General features: G+C 53.1%; 14 protein-coding genes. 4 read left to right on the forward strand and 10 right to left on the reverse strand.

The window, feature by feature from the left end; translation table 11 throughout:
* Positions 1-103: 103 nt before the first annotated feature.
* Positions 104-2,092, reverse strand: a complete 1,989-nt coding sequence (locus M2403_RS10755; protein ID WP_259229113.1) for a DUF4034 domain-containing protein — start codon at positions 2,090-2,092, stop codon at positions 104-106.
* A gap of 769 nt (positions 2,093-2,861) precedes the next feature.
* On the opposite strand from M2403_RS10755, the gene ompC reads away from it, so the two are divergent.
* Positions 2,862-3,989: a porin OmpC gene (gene ompC, locus M2403_RS10760; RefSeq protein WP_152324338.1), complete on the forward strand. Its 1,128-nt coding sequence runs from the start codon at positions 2,862-2,864 to the stop codon at positions 3,987-3,989.
* Positions 3,990-4,115: 126 nt separating this feature from the next.
* Here ompC and M2403_RS10765 read toward each other — a convergent pair whose 3' ends face one another.
* The 6 genes from M2403_RS10765 to M2403_RS10790 form a co-directional block, all read right to left on the reverse strand.
* Complete coding sequence (locus M2403_RS10765) at positions 4,116-4,502, reverse strand: helix-turn-helix domain-containing protein (protein ID WP_104921314.1); 387 nt, start codon at positions 4,500-4,502, stop codon at positions 4,116-4,118.
* 501 nt (positions 4,503-5,003) lie between these two features.
* Positions 5,004-6,776, reverse strand: a complete 1,773-nt coding sequence (locus M2403_RS10770) for a penicillin-binding transpeptidase domain-containing protein (RefSeq protein ID WP_152324337.1) — start codon at positions 6,774-6,776, stop codon at positions 5,004-5,006.
* 219 nt (positions 6,777-6,995) lie between these two features.
* Positions 6,996-7,238, reverse strand: a complete 243-nt coding sequence (locus M2403_RS10775) for a DinI family protein (RefSeq protein WP_152324336.1) — start codon at positions 7,236-7,238, stop codon at positions 6,996-6,998.
* A 79-nt stretch (positions 7,239-7,317) separates the two neighbouring features.
* Positions 7,318-8,283, reverse strand: coding sequence for a glutathione S-transferase family protein (locus M2403_RS10780; protein WP_259229114.1), 966 nt, complete (start codon positions 8,281-8,283; stop codon positions 7,318-7,320).
* Positions 8,284-8,475: 192 nt separating this feature from the next.
* Positions 8,476-10,257, reverse strand: coding sequence for an LPS biosynthesis-modulating metalloenzyme YejM (yejM, locus tag M2403_RS10785; RefSeq protein ID WP_152324334.1), 1,782 nt, complete (start codon positions 10,255-10,257; stop codon positions 8,476-8,478).
* 24 nt (positions 10,258-10,281) lie between these two features.
* Entirely contained in the window at positions 10,282-10,509 is a 228-nt protein-coding gene (locus tag M2403_RS10790; RefSeq protein ID WP_104921319.1) for a YejL family protein, read from the reverse strand.
* Positions 10,510-10,731: 222 nt separating this feature from the next.
* Here M2403_RS10790 and yejK point away from each other — a divergent pair, with 222 nt between their 5' ends.
* A complete protein-coding gene (yejK, locus tag M2403_RS10795; RefSeq protein ID WP_259229115.1) occupies positions 10,732-11,733 on the forward strand; it encodes a nucleoid-associated protein YejK in 1,002 nt (333 codons plus the stop codon).
* A 93-nt stretch (positions 11,734-11,826) separates the two neighbouring features.
* Here the strand turns inward: yejK and rplY are convergent, their stop codons facing one another.
* Together rplY and M2403_RS10805 are read right to left on the reverse strand one after the other, a co-directional pair.
* Positions 11,827-12,117 carry a 50S ribosomal protein L25 gene (gene rplY / locus M2403_RS10800; RefSeq protein WP_095922802.1) on the reverse strand — a complete coding sequence of 97 codons (291 nt, stop codon included), beginning with the start codon at positions 12,115-12,117 and terminating at the stop codon, positions 11,827-11,829.
* Positions 12,118-12,271: 154 nt separating this feature from the next.
* Positions 12,272-14,035 carry a DEAD/DEAH box helicase gene (locus M2403_RS10805; protein WP_259229116.1) on the reverse strand — a complete coding sequence of 588 codons (1,764 nt, stop codon included), beginning with the start codon at positions 14,033-14,035 and terminating at the stop codon, positions 12,272-12,274.
* 374 nt (positions 14,036-14,409) lie between these two features.
* On the opposite strand from M2403_RS10805, the gene rsuA reads away from it, so the two are divergent.
* Together rsuA and M2403_RS10815 are read left to right on the forward strand one after the other, a co-directional pair.
* On the forward strand, positions 14,410-15,117 hold the full coding sequence (rsuA, locus tag M2403_RS10810) for a 16S rRNA pseudouridine(516) synthase RsuA (RefSeq protein WP_152324331.1): 708 nt from the start codon (positions 14,410-14,412) through the stop codon (positions 15,115-15,117).
* A gap of 85 nt (positions 15,118-15,202) precedes the next feature.
* Positions 15,203-16,357, forward strand: a complete 1,155-nt coding sequence (locus M2403_RS10815) for a Bcr/CflA family multidrug efflux MFS transporter (protein WP_405047819.1) — start codon at positions 15,203-15,205, stop codon at positions 16,355-16,357.
* On the opposite strand, the gene fucR is transcribed toward M2403_RS10815, so the two are convergent.
* Positions 16,309-17,085 carry an L-fucose operon activator gene (gene fucR / locus M2403_RS10820; protein WP_259229118.1) on the reverse strand — a complete coding sequence of 259 codons (777 nt, stop codon included), beginning with the start codon at positions 17,083-17,085 and terminating at the stop codon, positions 16,309-16,311. The genes M2403_RS10815 and fucR overlap by 49 nt on opposite strands.
* Between the last annotated feature and the right edge of the window lie 133 nt (positions 17,086-17,218).

Genomic DNA, 17,218 nt, shown 5'->3' on the forward strand with positions numbered 1-17,218 from the left:
TCGGTGCCATTTTTGAGCACGCCAATAAACTTATCTAAAAGATAAATCCATTCCGTTTTTGAATTTAAGCCCGGATTGGGCGGCGAGCCCAAAATATCACCCGCTATTGCAGCGGCTCCTGCAAACGAAACTCCGCCACCGGATCTTCCACTTCGGCTTTCCGTTTATCCTGCCATAAATTCATGCGTGCCCGCAGTGAGCCGTTGAGATCCTGATGCACCTGTCTGGTGGCTTCGGATTCGGGATTCAGTTCGAGAGCAAACTCAATAAACTTGCTGGCGGTGTAACGGTTTTTCTTTGTGCCGGTGCCTGTCAGCCACGCCATGCCCAGCGTGTAGGCGGCTTCGGCGCGATCGGGATGCGCAGGATTATGCAGAATTTCGGGTAACCACTGGCCGGTGGCGAGACGTTTTTCCGCTTCTGTGCCGTTATCCAGCGCACAGCTGGCGCGGAAGTAGGCGGCGGAAAGATGTCCGGCGTCGGCGGCGCGCTGATACCAATGCATGGCCTGCTCGTAATCCGGCTCTGCGCCAAGGCCTTCCCGCAGGGCGTTGGCACAGGTAAACATGGCGGGCACCAGCCCGGAGCGTGCGGCGCTGAGCACGCAATCCATCGCGTTGCTGTCGTTGTGATATTGCTCCGGCACATCCTGATGCCAGCCGTTGCGGTAGAAAAAGTACAGTTCGTAGCAGTGAATGGCGCTGCCGTGACGAGCCATTTCGGTCATCAGGAAATGCGCGGCGTCCAGATCGTCGTTGATCGCCATGTCGTGCGCCAGTGTGACCAGATCTTTCACCGGCTGTTCGTCACCGGATTGCTGCATCATAGACCAGGCGTGTTCCATTAATCCGCTGCTCAGCTCTGGTCTGGCGGGCAATCCGTACAAACCATATTGCAACGCGGCAGCGGCAAAGCTGACCAGCACCGGATCGGTGGCCTGACTCAGCGCACGGGTCAGCAAGTGCGTCAGAACCGGCAATCCTTCCTGATGGCCATTCGCCAGCACCGCACGGGAAATAAAGAGCGCGGCAAAATGACCGGGCATCGCCTGCGGGGAAACCGCGAAGAGATCCTGATAAACCGCCAGCCCCGCCTGATCGTCATCCTTCCAGTACGCCATGCAGATCCCGGCCAGATCCAGCAAACGGACGCGGGTAGCGGGCTCCAGTGGTTGTGCAAGTAAACCAGCCAGTTGTTGCTGTAATTGCGCGGCTCGCGGGGATTCCCGGTCCGCGATTTCGCCGGATAAGGCATCGCACAGCGCATTTGCGCGGAACTGGTTGCGCTCATCGTCACTGAATTCCGCACAGAGCGGGCCGTCGATAATCAGCATCTGCTGCTCATCGCTGCCGCCCCAGAATGCGGAATGGAATAAAAGGTAGGATTCCATCGTGCCGACGTCCGCGTGGCGTACCGACATCGCCATGCGCAGCCAGTAACTGAGCGCTTCGTCGTCCGCTTTGCGGGTTTGTTGCAGGGCGGCAGGCAATGACTGCGGCCAGTGTGTCGCAGGTTCAAAACCCAGTGCATGGATGTGCGCGATACCCGCCTGCCAGATTTCGCTGCCCTGAATCGAGAACTTCTCATGCAGCGGTTTGGGGATTTCACCGGCGAATAAAGATTTAAGCCAGTACGGTTCACCGAAGCCGCCGCTGAGATTCATCATATGGCGGAAAGCGTGGGTCGGGCGGGTATGCAGCTCAATGGCTTTCAGGAAAGCCAGCACGGCGTAATCGCAGCAGAGCTGGGCACCAAGCCACTGGTGATCTTCAATGTCTTCTTCATTGGGTGCCTGACGGATCATCCAGGCATTTTCGTGCCAGACCATCCCCAGTAAAACATGCGCGTGATAGCTCTGCGGACATTGCTGCGCCCAGTCGCTGAGGATCTCCAGCGGATTCAGTGCCTGGAACTCCGTGCCGCCAAACAGCGTGGATGGATGCATTAATAATCCGTAATCGCTGTGGCTTTCGCCCTGATTCTGCCAGCTACGCATATGTGACAACAGCCACTCGTCGAGTTTGAGAAAACGGCGGGTTGCCAGAAGCATTCTGGCTTTGGAGATGTTATCTGGCTGGTCCTGTTGTGGCATGGGGTTCCCTGAACAGTTGAAAAATAAGATCTTGCGTGGCACCGGCAGTGTACCTGTCTCCCCTGAGGCGATCAGCGGGATTGGTCTGACTTTATCTATAGTAACGGATCTGAACCGTCGCTGACCAATAAACCCTCTCCACAATATCGATTAATAATAATCCGGAAATTCCTTAATAATTCCTAGGATTAGATATCAACTATTAATAAAATCGGGGTGTGAATAATGGAGAAACTGTGAGGTAATTATGGAGAAAAGTACTTGTTGTGCGCGATATAATTAAGTGATGAATGTCACATTAAGTTATTATTTCTTATAAAAATCAAAAAAAAACCGACCACTAAGGGTCGGCTGTTGTTTCCACAAGACGGGGAATGAGGGTAATAGAATAACAAATAATGATGATAGCGAGAGGGAGTATATATTATTAGGAGGAGGTTGCTTTATCACTTAGTGCGGTAAGTATCATGTATATCCTATTGTTTTTATTGTAATTCTTATTAAATTAGCTTTGCGTGCTTTATTTTAACAATTATCAGTGGCACTAAAAATGCTCAATTTTAATAAATTGTTACACCTTCTAATAAATAGGAAATGTCTTAACTAATTTCGTATCATTTTCTTTCTGGATTAATAGTAATTATATCCAGAGAATGGATTTGCCATGTCGGGCCAAAATTCATACAAGCGTTATGCAATATCTAAAGCAGTAAAAAAACGTGTACTTTACATTCAGTGGCACGGCCCGACACCTATCGAGGACAGAAAAATGAAACTCCGTGTTCTTTCACTCATGATCCCTGCGTTAGTGGTTGCAGGCTCAGCAAGTGCGGCAGAAGTTTATAATAAAGATGGTAATAAACTGGACCTTTACGGTTTAGTTGATGGTTTGCATTACTTTTCAAACAACGCGGGCAATGACGGCGATCAGAGCTACATCCGTCTGGGCTTCAAAGGCGAAACGCAGATTACCGACCAGCTGACCGGTTACGGCCAGTGGGAATATCAGGTTCAGGCCAACCAGGCCGAAAGCTCAGATGACGGTGACCGCGCCTTTACCCGTTACGGTTTTGCCGGTCTGAAATTTGGCGATATGGGTTCCTTCGACTACGGTCGTAACAATGGCGTCATGTATGACGTAGCCGCCTGGACCGACATGCAGCCAGAGTTCGATGGTTCCACCTACGGTGCTGACCAGTTCCTTTATCAGCGTACCAACGGCGTTGCGACTTACCGTAATGACAACTTCTTCGGGCTGGTGGATGGCCTGCACTTCGCTCTGCAATATCAGGGCAAAAATGACAGCGGTGGCGGCGAGCCTGGTACACGTGATGTACTGACGCAGAACGGCGACGGTTACGGGATGTCCCTGAGCTACGATATTGGCGCGGGCGTCAGCGTGGCGGGTGCCTTCTTCAATTCTGACCGTACTGATGAGCAAAATACCGCTCCTGGCATCATGGGCGACGGTAAAAAAGCGGAAGGTTACACCGGCGGTCTGAAATATGACGCTAACAACGTTTATCTTGCAGCGATGTTTACTCAGGCTTACAACGCTTCCCGTTTCGGTTCTACCGATTCAGAAGCTTATGGTTATGCTAACCAGTCACAGGCCTTCGAAGCTTACGCAAGCTATCAGTTCGATTTCGGCCTGCGTCCGTTCGTCGCCTATAACCAAACGCGCGGTAAAGATTTAGGAACCGACCGTCTGGGCAACAACTACCAGGATCAGGATCTGGTGAAATTTGTCGACCTGGGTGCGACTTACTACTTCAACAAAAACATGTCGGCCTATGTTGACTACAAAATCAACCTGATCGACAGCAGCACCTTCACCGATAACGCCGGTATCAACACCGATGACGTTACCGCGGTAGGTCTGGTGTATCAGTTCTAAGCGTGCCTTTCTCAGACACAGAATAGCGCTTTGTTTTTGCAAGACTTGAGTACAAGCAGTCAAAAAAGCAGTAAAAGAACGCGGCCTCTGATGGCCGCGTTTTTTGTCACTGTAAGGCTACGATTCTCAGGCTGATTTCTGATGGATCAGATGAAGCGGGGGAGAAACGTCGAGTTCGATGTTCGGGTTTTGGCGAAATTCATGAGGCGTGATGTTAAAACGCTTACGGAACATGTAGGTAAAATGCGACTGCGAGCCAAACCCGAAATCCATCGCGATATCAAAAATCGGGGTTTCACTGCTGCTCAGCTGATAAACAGCGCTCGCCAGACGGCGTTCCCTGATGTACTTCCCCAGAGAAATACCTGTCGATTCTTTAAATAATTTTTGCATGTGCCAAAGCGAATAGCCTGAATACTCAGCCAGTTCTTCAAGATGGATGACGCGACCAAGATGGCCTTCAATCCATTTACTGAGTGCGCAGACGATAGCGATATGAATGTCTTGAGCCATAACCAGTCTGTATTAAGGTTGAATACCGCTATTATACACGACTTCGCCATGATGGCGTGGCAGGTGTTGCTCAGTTGATGGCGGAGCAGACAACTTGCAGAAATGGCCCGGTGGGCAGAACGACGAGCGTCGTCTGGCGGGCCATCATGTTAACGTAGCAGGATCCAGTGAATTAACCGCGCTATGCCATCGTCAACCACAACAATCCCGACGAGAATAAGAACGATCAAAATGACGAAGTTCTTACCGGTTGGCACAGTGATTTCTCCCTCGTGAACGCTGTTTACCAGGGGCCGCTACCCTGCATATTGAGGGCAATAACGCCCAGACAAACCGCGACAAAAACGATAAAAACGATAAGAAGCCGTTTCATTTTTTTCTGACAGAGCGCGCTGCTCTTCCTCCGCGTGGACTTCAACTGACAAAACATCCGCACGTTAACCGCTTCTTTCGGTGAGATCCAGCGTGTCAGCGTTTTTTCGCTATTTTTCTACGCTTCGTTTAACCATCAGTCGCCGGTCTACGCACCAGATCCGTTTTCTGACCGCCATTGATAACGGTCGTTGGCGGTGTTTCCGGCACCAGCGCATCCGGCGCAATGTTCATGTGGTTAAGAATTTCGCCCATGATATGCCCGAATATCGGGCCCGCTACCGAGCCACCGAAGTGTTTACCGGCCTGCGGGTTGTTGACCATCACCACCAGCGCCACGCGCGGATTACTGGCCGGTGCAACACCGGCGGTGTAGTTGATGTAACCGCCATCGTATTTGCCGCTGGCACCCATTTTTTCTGCAGTACCGGTTTTAATCGCTAAACGGTAGCCGGGCACCGCCGCACTGAGGCCGGAGCCGCCGGGCAGGGCGTCACTTTCCATCATATGAATGACCGTCCTGACCACATCGGCGGACATCACGCGGGTGCCCAGTACCGGAGGCGTAACCTTGGTTATCGACAGCGGACGGTAAATGCCTTCCGCGCCGATGGTGGCGTATTCACGGGCGATTTGCAGCGGCGTGACGCGCAGGCCGTAGCCGAAGGAGAACGTGGCGCGTTCGATGTCTGCCCAGCGGTCACGGTGCGCCGGGAAGTAACCGCTGCTTTCGCCGCCGATCCCTAAATCAGTGGCTTTACCCAGCCCGAACGACTGATAAAGCTGAACCAGCACGTTGGCAGGCATCGCAAGTGCAATGTGTGATACCGCGATGTCGCTGGATTTTTGCAAGATGCCGGTAATGGTCAGCGCTGGCCAGTGCCCAACGTCTTTAATCAGGTGACCGTTAACGGTGTACGGATGGGTATCGAGCACGGAATCCGGGCGAATCATACGGCGCGCCAGACCGGCCATGACCACCAGCGGTTTGACCGTCGAACCGGGTTCAAAACTGTCGCTGATGGCGACGTTACGCATGTCTTTAGGCTGAACGCCCGCGTAGTTATTCGGGTTGTAAGACGGGAAGGAGGCCATCCCCAAAATTTCACCGGTGCTCACGTCGACCAGCACGGCAGCGCCGGATTCTGCCTGGTTGAGCAATACGCCTTCACGCAGCCGCGAATACAACACGTACTGCATAAAGCTGTCGATACTCAGGTTAATGGTCGGCGGCTGTTGCGGTGCGACTTCTTTCAAAATCCCGATGACGTTGCCGTGGCGATCCTGGCGGTATTCGCGCATGCCGGGTTTGCCCTGCAACAAGGCATTAAAACCTTTTTCGATGCCATTAAGGCCTTCGTTATCAGTACCGACCACGCCGACGAGGTTTGCTGCGGCTTCACTCATCGGGTAATAGCGGCTGTCGTCGTTTTGGCTGGAGACACCGCCAAGGTGCAACTGGCCGATATCACCGGCAATCCCTTCTTCGATTTTTCGACCGAGATAAACGAAACGGCGCTGCGGATCACTGTTGATGGTTTGCTGTAATTGCGAAAGCGGGACATTCAGCGCAGAAGCCAGATATTGCCATTTCGGGCTGTTGAGGTCGCTGTGTAGTTCCAGAATACGGAACGGGTCAGCAATAATATCTTTTGACGCCACACTGAGCGCGAGAGGGTGCCCGTTGCGGTCGGCAATCGTGCCGCGCCCGGCGGGAATAATGCTGGAACGCAGTGAACGCGAATCCGCTTCTTTTTCCAGCATGGGCTGATTGAGCAGCTGTAAATAGCCTACGCGGCCCAGCAGAAGTGCCAGACAGCAGACAATGCCGAGACAGATCAGCGCAAAGCGCTTGGTGTAAAAATGAGGTTGGGCGCTGGATTTTCTTGGGCTCGGTGGCATGGCTGTTTCGCAAAGTCGTTGACGCGTTTGAAGCGAAAAGCGATGACGCGAAGGCAGTTAGCCGGATGAAATTAATCCAGACTGTGCCCGATAAAACGGCGGCTCATCGCTCTGAAAGATAATGAATTTATATAACGTTCACATCTTATATTAAGCGATAGCTATGGGTTGTTTAATTCAATTGCTCTTTGTAACCAAGTGCAACCGAGACGCACCTTTTTACTCGACCGAAAGCCATTCGTCGGCTTCTTCAAACATTTCTTCCAGCATTTGGTTTAATTGCGAACGTTCCTGCTTGCTGGCTCCGTGCGTATTCAGCCCGTTGGCCTGCATCGGTTTCACTTTTACTTCAGCGTCAGGGAACATGCGGTGTACCCGCTTAACCAGTTCTGCCTCAATTTTTTCACTGGCATTTGGGATCCTTGAGACATTCCGTTTGTCAAAAATCAGTTCGACCCGCATAGCTTTCCTCGTTTTCTGGCTGGGGGAGAAAAATAACTGTTGAAATATACAGTGTTATCTTTGCGGGTCCAAGCAATTTTTAGCGTAGTTTCTGGATGATGCCCAGACTGTCCAGCCGTTCACGGTTATGGGCGCGTCGTAAATCCAGTTCCGGGCCCGCCGGGACAATTCCGGTCGGATTCAGCCACAGAATTCCGTAATAGCCTTGTTTGATGTGCGCCAGATTGACGGTGTCACTGATCCCCGGCCACTGATAGAGTTCACGCAAATAATTTGAAAGATTAGGATAGTCTTCAATACGGCGGATATTGCATTTGAAAGCGCCGTGATATGCGCTGTCGAACCGCACCAGCGTAACGAACAAACGCCAGTCGGCTTCTGTGAGGTACTCCCCGGCGATATAACGGTGGCTGTCTAAATGGGCTTCCAGCATATCAAGTGTGCTGAAAAGCCGGGTGACGGCCACGCCGTAGCTTTCCTGCGTTTTCGCAAAGCCGGTTTTGTACACGCCGTTATTGACGTCGTGATAAATAATTTCGTTCCAGCGGTCGATTCCCTCGCGCAGCGGGGCAGGGTAGAAATCATCCTGATTGCCGTTGAGGGCGTCGAAAGTGTGGTTAAGGATGCGGATGATGTCGGCTGATTCGTTGTTCACGATGCGACCTGCCTGGCGATCCCACAAAACGGGTACAGAAACTTTGCCGGTGTAATGTGCATCGCTGGCGGTATACAGCTCATGAACGTGGCGGATGGCCGGGATTTTATCTCCGGCATCCTGAGGCTCGTCGAACGTCCAGCCATTTTCGCCAATGACCGGTTGTGCGATGGAAACGGAAATAAACTTTTCCAGCCCTTTCAGATGACGGAATATCAGGGTTCGCGAAGCCCACGGGCAAAGATAAGAAACGAAAAGCTGATAACGGCCTGCCTGCGGCTCGATGTGTGTTTCACGAAACGCGGTTTCCTCGCGATGAAAGGCGCCGTTTTTAATTTCTTCTTTAGCGACGTCGCCGCTTACCCATTTTCCGTTGACCAGTCCCGACACGATGGCTGTACTCCGATAACGTTATTATTGTTGATGAACTTACCGTAGCGGTTTTGTATGAGTTCATAAACGACATAATTTTCAAAAAGAAGGTCAAATAAACTGAAGGGGATTTTGACGGGAAGCGGAAGGGATGATTCCATAAAAAAACCAACCGGTTAAGGTTGGTTTTTCAGGTGTCCTGCAAAACGATTAATTGGCCAGGAAGCGTTTTTCGTCGGTCAGAACCTGTAACAGCAGGCCAAGTTCCGGCTTCTGATCTTTAATCCGTTTACCGTTATTATCGAAGGCGCGGTAATCCCCGTCGCTTTCCAGCTCAAGCGTCTGGTCTGGCGTGGTGATCACCAGCGTTCCGTCGTCGCTGGTCGTGACCCAGTTGTGACGGCGTTTCGCGGCAAACAAATCCTCGCCCTGCGAATAATCTGCCGGTGACGTGGTGACGTGAAGCAGACGCTGCATCAGCGTGGTCATCACATCCGCGTGATCGGTAAGCTTGCTGATACTCTGAGCCGGTGTGCCCGGCCAGTGGATAATCAGCGGAACCTGCAACTGGCGGCGGTTCATCGCGTTACCCGAACCCCAGGTGCCGTTCTCGTTAAACTCGATACCGTGCGAAGCGGTAATCACCACCACGGTTTTATCGAGATCGCCGCGATCTTTCAGCGATTGCAGCATGACCGCAATTTGCTGATCAACGCTTTGCGCGCCGTGCTGATAGCGATGAATAAACGTATTTCCGACCGGAACGCTGTCGCCGTCCTGACGCAATGAGGTGCTGATGCCATTCAGGTTGACGTACGAGAACCACGGACCGTTGCCGCGCACATTCAGCCATTGCTGCCACTGAGAAACGGTTTGTGCATCCGACTGTTTTACAGGCGCAGGCAGGGTGAAATCGGTCAATAGAGCCTGCCGGTACAGCGGGCTGTCAAAGCCGTCCGAAGCAAACAGACCAAATTCGTAACCTTGTTGCTCCAGCGATGTCACCAGCGCAGAAGGTTTACGTGCGGCCAGAATGCCCTGCATATAGGTCGGCGAAATTCCGTAGAACAGGCCAAACTGGCCGGTGTCATTACGGTTGCCGGAGCTGAAATGCTGGTCAAAACGAATATTGTGCTTGGCGAAATCGGCCAGCGCAGGCATGTCCTGATCGAGCGTCGCTTCATGCACGCCGTCCAGCACGACCATCAGCAGGTTATATTTCGAGCCGGTTTTGGCGAAACTGATGCTGTTAAGCGGATATTCCACCGCCAGCGCTTCCGGATTCCCTTGCTCAATCAGTCGCTTCTGGTATTCCTCGGCATTAAGCAGACCGTGTTTTTCGAGGAATTTACGCGCCGTCATCGGATACGACAGCGGAAGATTCGCGCGCTGCATGGTAATCGGACGATAGAAATTTGCATCCGCCCAGATGTACATCAGGTGCGACGCAAAGAAGCTCACGATAAACAGCACAACGATTGGCTTGGCGAAATTACGGCGGTTCAGGCTGCGCAGCTTTTGCCACGCCCAGGTGCCGAATAACATTTCGAGCAGGAAAATAACCGGCACGGCAATAAACATCAGCTGCCAGTCGCGCGCCATTTCGCCCTGACCCGGGTTAACGACCAGTTCCCAGACCACCGGATTAATATGCAGGTGGAAGCGGGTAAACACTTCGGTGTCGACCAGAATCAGCGTCAGCCCGGCGGTTGCCAGTATCGCGGATAAGAATCGCAACAACCGTTGCGACATCACCACGAACGTCAGCGGGAAGATAATCAGTAAATAGGCGGCAAAACCGATAAAGCTGAAATGCCCAAGCCAGCTGACCAGCGCGTAAATACGCCCTTCCAGAGAGGAAGGCCAGTCAGAAACAAACAGGTAGCGGCTGCCTAGCCCAAGAATCAACAGGATATTGAAGAGGGCGAACCAGTGGCCCCAGCTGATCATCTGGGAAACTTTTTCGCGATAGCGCTGACTATTTGTCACCATGAGAGGGTCTGGGCAATGAGTGAATTAATGGGCTTTATCTTCTCTTATCGACGCTTGCAAAGCTTTAGCAAAAGATTGGGACAATGCTTTGCGTTGTGCAGGAGCGACGCTGGTGTTAATAAGGTTTGTCACCATATTGCCCAGGACCATCAAAGAAAGGTCGGTCGGGGCGCGGTGTTTTTCCAGAACAGTTGCCAGCTCGGAAAGGATCTGTTCAACGTGTTCGTCACTGTAACGGGATGATTGTGCCATAGAGTAATGTGCTTCTTGATCTGACAAAGTCCAATATCTTAGCCGATCACGCCACCACTTTCCGCATTTTTATAACGGGGGGCGTGTCGGGGTCGTGATCGTATCTGTGAATCAGTATTTCAGAGGCTGGAACAGGTTGCGGCTTTGCCGCTTCGGTGTTTGAATACGCCCCGCAGGCAGACCCTTCTTACACGGCTGCAATTCTTACAGGAGAAAGTCCCCATGAGTCTGGATATTGAGCAGATCGCTCTGCACCAGTTGAATAAACGTGATGAGCAAACGCTGGATGTTGTGCTGCGCGATACGCTTTTGACCCCGAATGCCGCCGTTGATGAAATGATGGCTGAACTGCACCGTGTTTACAGCGCGAAAAGCAAAGCCTATGGCCTGTTCAACGAAGACAGCGAACTGTCAGTGGCGCTGCGCAGTTGCCGTAAAGGGGACGACGATTTCCTGTCATTCAGCCGTGCCGCGACCGGGCGTCTTCGTGATGAACTGGCAAAATACCCGTTCGCAGAAGGCGGCGTGGTGCTGTTTTGTCATTACCGTTTCCTGGCCGTGGAGTATTTGCTGGTTGCGGTGCTTAACAGCCGCAGCAGCATGCGCGTCAACGAACAGCTCGACGTCAGCAGCATCCATTATCTGGATATCAATCACGCCGATATCGTGGCGCGTATTGATCTGACCGAATGGGAAACCAATCCTGAATCTTCCCGCTACCTGACGTTTCTGAAAGGCCGCGTCGGGCGCAAAGTTTCTGACTTCTTCATGGATTTCCTGGGCGCTTCTGAAGGCCTGGATACCAAAGCGCAAAACCGCGGTTTGTTGCAGGCGGTAGATGATTTCTGTACTGAAGCGCAGCTCGATAAAAACGAGCGCCAGAACTATCGTCAGCAGGTGTACACCTACTGCAACGAGCAGTTGCAGGCCGGCGAAGAAATTGCGCTGGATGATTTATCCGAAGAGCTGCCGCCGTGGAATGACAAGAAATTCAAAGAATTCACGCAGGAACAAGGTTATCAGCTGGAAGAAACGTTCCCGGCCGATCGCAGCACGCTTCGCCAGCTGACTAAATTTGCCGGCAGCGGCGGTGGCCTGAGTATTAACTTCGATGCGATGTTAATGGGCGAACGTATTTTCTGGGATCCGGCGACCGATACGCTGACCATTAAAGGCACGCCGCCGAACCTGCGGGATCAATTGCAGCGAAAGTCCGGCAAATAAAACCTGGATCGCAGCCAATAAAAAACACCGCCGGGGCGGTGTTTTTTATTTGTTCTCGCACGGCGTCCCGATGCGCAACAACTCAGTCAGCGATTAAACGCGAACGAAGTCGATGTGAGCCAGTTTTGGCTTGAACGGGTGACGCTGTACAGCCTGAACTTTAACTTTGGTTTCTTTACCGTCGATAACCAGAGTAATAGCTTCAGAGTAGAACTCCGCTTTAACTTCCATGTTCTTAACAGAATCATGGTCCAGTTTGATAGAAACCGGAGCAGCTGAGCCACCGTAAACGATAGCTGGGAATTTGTTTTCTGTACGCAGGCGGCGGCTCGCACCTTTGCCCTGCTCGTCCTGTGGACGTACTTCTACATTGATAGTGAACATGTATGTTTCTCTATATATAAAAAAGTTTGCCCCGCCACCTGCGACCGAGTGACGAGTTGAGTACTACAAGCTTCCACACAAGGCGAAAGCGGGCGGTATGATACCGGAGCAGGGCAGTTGCAGCAATATAAATAGCCGGTTTCAGGTTATTTACTCACCCGCGCAGCTCATTGGCGCGCCGGTAACGCCCTTCATAATCGAACATTTTCTCGCGCACCTGCCAGAACTGGCCTTTCATCCGCGCGACAACAAAATCCGGATGACGCAGTAAAACCTGCTGCGCCACGATATCGGCGGCGGACTTCCATTCCAGCGGCACGCCCGGTGCGCGCTGATGCGGACGCAGGAAATTATGCAAAAAAGCCATCCGCTGGGCGGGCGTTTGCAGGCGGAAACGCTCGGAAACGTCCGCGCCATCCTCATCGTAATAGGTGATTTTCAGCCATTCGCCTTTGTCGTCGCGCCCGTGTTCAAGGTTCATGCCGCCGCAGCGTAAGACCAGCGCATCTTTCAGGCGCAGCGCGGCTTTCAGCATATCGTCCGGGTCGACCAGAATTTCCTGACACTGATGACAGCGCCGCGCCGCAATATCGTTTTCCGCGCCGCAGTGCGGGCAGCTTTTGAAGCGGAAACGGAAATCACACTGCTCGCGGTTGCCGTCGTCATCTTCCAGCACGCCCTGACAGCGGCGGCCAAAATGTTCTATAACCGTGCCGTCTTCGGTGGTTTTGCCCCAGAAGATATTGGCGAAACCGCAGGCCGGGCAGAAAACCTGCACCGGTTTGTTGTCGCCCGCCGGTTTGTGACTGCCCACCTCCGGCGTAAACAGGTCATGCGGATTTCCGGCGTAATCGAGGATCAGGCAATCCGTTTTGCCCGGCGACAGACGCAGCCCGCGCCCGACAATCTGCTGATAAAGGCTGACGGATTCGGTCGGGCGCAAAATGGCAATCAGATCCACATGCGGCGCATCAAAGCCGGTGGTCAGCACCGAGACGTTCACCAGGTAGCGCAGTTCCTGCTGCTTAAAGGCGGTGATCAGCCGGTCGCGTTCGACGGCGTGGGTTTGCGCACTGATCAGCGCCGCTTCGCCTTTGGGCAGCAAACCGAAAATTTCACCGGCGTGTTCCACCGTTGAGGCAAAAATCATCACACCTTTGCGGTCGTGCGCGAACTCAACAATCTGGCTGATGATGTGCGGCGTGATGCGTTTTTGCTGACGCAACTCATCGTTAAGATCCGCCTCGCTGAACAGCCCGTTGCTGTTGGCCTGCAACCGGCTGAAATCGTAGCTGACGACCGGCATATCGAGCCGTTCCGGCGGCACCAGAAAGCCGTTTTTAATCATGTAACGCAGTGGCAGTTCGTAAATACAATCGCGGAACAGGCTGTTGGAATCGCCGCGCATAATGCCCTGATGGTGATACTGATAAATCCAGCCTTTGCCCAGACGATAGGGTGTTGCCGTCAGCCCGAGCAGCCGCAGACGCGGGTTTTGCGCTTTAAGATGGCCGATAATTTGCTGGTACTGGCTATTATCGTCGTCGGAAATTCGGTGGCATTCGTCGACAATCAGCAGTGAAAACTCACCGCTGAATTCTGCCAGATTGGGCGCAACGGACTGCACGCTGCCGAACACCACTTTACCGCTGCTTTGTTTGAGATTCAGGCCCGCCGCGAAGATATCCGCTTCCAGCCCGTAAGAAAGATATTTGCTGTGATTCTGCGCGACCAGTTCTTTGACGTGCGCCAGAACCAGCACGCGCCCGCGCGCCACCCTTGCCAGCTCGGCAATCACCAGGCTTTTTCCGGCACCGGTAGGCAATACGATCACCGCCGGTTCATCGTGCTGGCGGAAATGACGCAGCGTAGCGTCAACGGCTTCCTGCTGATAGGGACGAAGGGTAAAAGCGGTCACGGGGAGAATCACCTCAGACTGACTTATTAAAAAAGTTTGTTATTAATGATCACTGTTAATAACTACAGTGGTGAAGTATGCCAAGAAATCCTCTTCATGGCGATCTGCAATCAAATCACCTGCCGTGAATGTTTAGCCTGCTTATTTTTCCTCTTCCTCCTAGGATGCGCCGCCAAGCACAGCTATACTCTTCCGCTCAATGCGGCAGTGAATCTGCCCCCTCGAAGTAATAATCACTCGTTGCAGCTATACGAACTGAAAGTATTACGAATCGAACAACCCTGAACCCTGTCAGTTGCCCTGTTGCAGCGGCGGGGTCTTGTGTTTTATCAGTAACGCGATCACTCAGATCGCCATGAAGGCAAGACTATCCAATGCGTCTGGACAAGTTTCTATCTCAGCAATTAGGTGTAAGCCGTGCGCTCGTTTTACGTGAACTGCGCAACAAACGTGTCACCGTTGACGGCGAAATCGTCAAAACCGGCTCGATGAAAATCAGCGCTGAACAGCGCGTCGAGTTCGACGGCAATGTGCTGGATCTCATCACCGGCCCGCGTTATTTCATGCTTAACAAGCCGCAGGGTTACGTGTGTTCCACCGATGATCCGGATCATCCGACCGTTCTGTACTTCCTCGAAGAGCCGGTGGCGTACAAGCTTCATGCCGCAGGGCGTCTGGATATCGATACCACCGGTCTGGTGTTGATGACCGATGACGGCCAGTGGTCGCACCGCATCACTTCGCCGCGCCATCATTGCGAGAAAACCTATCTGGTTACGCTCGAAAATCCGCTGGCTGACGACACCGCCGCGCAGTTTGAAGCGGGCGTACAGCTGCACAATGAAGATTCCCTGACCAAACCGGCCAAACTCGAGCAAATCGAAGAGAATCTTGTGCGTCTGACCATCAGCGAAGGCCGTTACCATCAGGTGAAACGTATGTTTGCGGCAGTCGGTAACCGCGTGGTCGCGCTGCACCGTGAGCGGATCGGCGAAATCGTGATGGATGAAGATTTGGAACCGGGCCAGTACCGGCCTTTAACTGAGCAGGAAATTGCCAGCGTTGGCGTTCCCTCGCGATAGTTTTTTCTGTTAACTGGAGCAGCTGAAAGTGCAAGAAAAACCGGTATCCCACATCGGACTGATTTTCATCCTGGGATTGATATCGATGCTGATGCCTTTGGCTATCGATATGTATCTGCCAAGCATGCCCGTTATTGCGCAGGAATATGGTGTTCCGGCGGGCAGTGTGCAAATGACACTCAGCGCGTACGTGCTGGGTTTTGCGATAGGGCAGCTGTTTTACGGACCGATGGCCGACAGCCTCGGGCGTAAGCCGGTTATCTTCTGGGGCGTGCTTATCTTTGCCGTGGCGGCCGGTGCCTGTGCGCTTGCGCAGTCCGTCGAACAGCTGGTGTGGATGCGTTTCTTGCACGGTTTAGCGGCGGCAGCGGCCAGTGTGGTCATCAACGCGCTGATGCGCGACATGTTCACCAAAGATGAATTCTCGCGAATGATGTCTTTTGTGGTGCTGGTGATGACCGTTGCGCCGCTGCTCGCACCGATGCTCGGCGGTCTGCTGATGGCGATTTTCAGCTGGCACGCGATTTTCTGGGCGATGGCGATTGCAGCGTTAATCGCCGCCACGCTGGTGGGCGTTTACATCAAGGAAACGCTGCCCAAAGAGCGGCGGCAAAAATTCCATCTGCGCACCACCGTTGGCAATTTCGTCTCCCTGTTCCGCCACAAGCGCGTATTGAGCTACATGCTGGCGAGTGGTTTCTCGTTCGCCGGAATGTTCTCTTTCCTCAGCGCCGGACCGTTTGTTTACATTGAACTCAATCACGTTTCGCCGCAGCATTTCGGTTTCTACTTTGCGCTGAACATCGTGGCGCTGGTGATCCTGACGCTGATTAACAGCCGTAACGTGCGCCGTGCGGGCGCGGTGAAAATGTTCCGTTTCGGCCTGTTTGTTCAGCTGACGATGGGCATCTGGCTGCTGGTGGTGTGCGCGTTCGGGCTGCCGTTCTGGGCGATGGTGATTGGCGTGGCGGGCTATGTGGGCGTGATTGCGATGGTGACCTCCAACGCGATGGCGGTCATCATGGATGACTTCCCGCACATGGCGGGCACCGCGGCCTCTCTGGCCGGAACGATTCGTTTTGGCACCGGTGCGGCAATGGGTTCCGTGCTTTCGCTGTTTACCGCCAAAAGTGCCTGGCCGATGGTCGGTTCGATGGCGTTTTGCGTCATTGCCGCCACGTTGCTGTATCTCTACGCCAGCCGTCCGGCGAAAGTCACGGCGCATGTGCTGGCCGAGTAAGGTTTTTCGTTTCGCTGCTGTGCATCACTCAGGTCGGAAATGACCTGAGTGACATCGTCAAGATGCCCAATCTGAACTTCACTGGTCCGGTTCAGTTTACTTTTATCAAGTAATAAAAGGCTTTGCGCCGCGCGCCGGAGCAGGGCGATTTTGTATTCCGCATTGCTGTCGTTGGAATCCCAGATAGCGCCAGCGGCGTCCACCGCCTCGCAGGAAAACAGAAACAGATCGATTTCCAGCGTTTTCAGCTGTGAGAACAGCGCCGGATTTACGTAACAGTCGTATTTGCGCAGAAGCCGGCCGCCGGAGCTGATGAGCTGAATATTCTGGCGTTTGGACAGTTCCCGGCATACGCGGGCGCTGTTGGTAAACACGGTGATGCTGATATCCGGCAACTGCCGCGCCAGCGACCAGCAGGTCGAGCTGGCATCGAGCGCAATCACCATTCCTTCATCAATCCACGACAGCGCCTGCCGCGCAATGTCCGCTTTCCGGCTCTGATGGCTTTTTTGCCGGGCGCGGAAAGAATCCCCGCTGTCCTGCGTTTCCCGTTTAACGATCTTCGCCCAGCCGTGGCGGCGGATCAGCTGGCCCTGCGTTTGTAATTCCTGCAAGTCGCGGCGGATGGTTTCCTTGCTGACCTGTAAATGGCTGGCCAGATTTTCCGTGCTCTGGCTGCCCGTTTCGCGGATCAGTTGCAGGATGGCCTGATGACGCACAGCTTTCATTTTTTATTTTTCTCCCGGCAATGACGGCAATCCCGATTGACCGTTTTTAACATTTTGCGCTGAAACGGACACGCCAATGCGTGGCGGTTTGCGCGAATCGTTCCCTGAATACGGGATAATCAGAAGCCAGTCA

It is taken from the genome of Rahnella sp. BIGb0603, assembly GCF_024808755.1.
Lineage (GTDB): Bacteria > Pseudomonadota > Gammaproteobacteria > Enterobacterales > Enterobacteriaceae > Rahnella > Rahnella contaminans.

What these genes read in the sequence shown, in the direction of transcription:
- rplY (WP_095922802.1), bottom strand. Translation starts at nt 12,117, where the DNA reads ATGTTCACTATCAATGTAGAAGTACGTCCACAGGACGAGCAGGGCAAA.
- yejM (WP_152324334.1), bottom strand. Translation starts at nt 10,257, where the DNA reads ATGGTGACAAATAGTCAGCGCTATCGCGAAAAAGTTTCCCAGATGATC.
- M2403_RS10770 (WP_152324337.1), bottom strand. Translation starts at nt 6,776, where the DNA reads ATGCCACCGAGCCCAAGAAAATCCAGCGCCCAACCTCATTTTTACACC.
- M2403_RS10765 (WP_104921314.1), bottom strand. Translation starts at nt 4,502, where the DNA reads ATGGCTCAAGACATTCATATCGCTATCGTCTGCGCACTCAGTAAATGG.
- rsuA (WP_152324331.1), top strand. Translation starts at nt 14,410, where the DNA reads ATGCGTCTGGACAAGTTTCTATCTCAGCAATTAGGTGTAAGCCGTGCG.
- M2403_RS10790 (WP_104921319.1), bottom strand. Translation starts at nt 10,509, where the DNA reads ATGGCACAATCATCCCGTTACAGTGACGAACACGTTGAACAGATCCTT.
- yejK (WP_259229115.1), top strand. Translation starts at nt 10,732, where the DNA reads ATGAGTCTGGATATTGAGCAGATCGCTCTGCACCAGTTGAATAAACGT.
- M2403_RS10755 (WP_259229113.1), bottom strand. Translation starts at nt 2,092, where the DNA reads ATGCCACAACAGGACCAGCCAGATAACATCTCCAAAGCCAGAATGCTT.
- fucR (WP_259229118.1), bottom strand. Translation starts at nt 17,085, where the DNA reads ATGAAAGCTGTGCGTCATCAGGCCATCCTGCAACTGATCCGCGAAACG.
- M2403_RS10815 (WP_405047819.1), top strand. Translation starts at nt 15,203, where the DNA reads ATGCTGATGCCTTTGGCTATCGATATGTATCTGCCAAGCATGCCCGTT.
- ompC (WP_152324338.1), top strand. Translation starts at nt 2,862, where the DNA reads ATGAAACTCCGTGTTCTTTCACTCATGATCCCTGCGTTAGTGGTTGCA.
- M2403_RS10775 (WP_152324336.1), bottom strand. Translation starts at nt 7,238, where the DNA reads ATGCGGGTCGAACTGATTTTTGACAAACGGAATGTCTCAAGGATCCCA.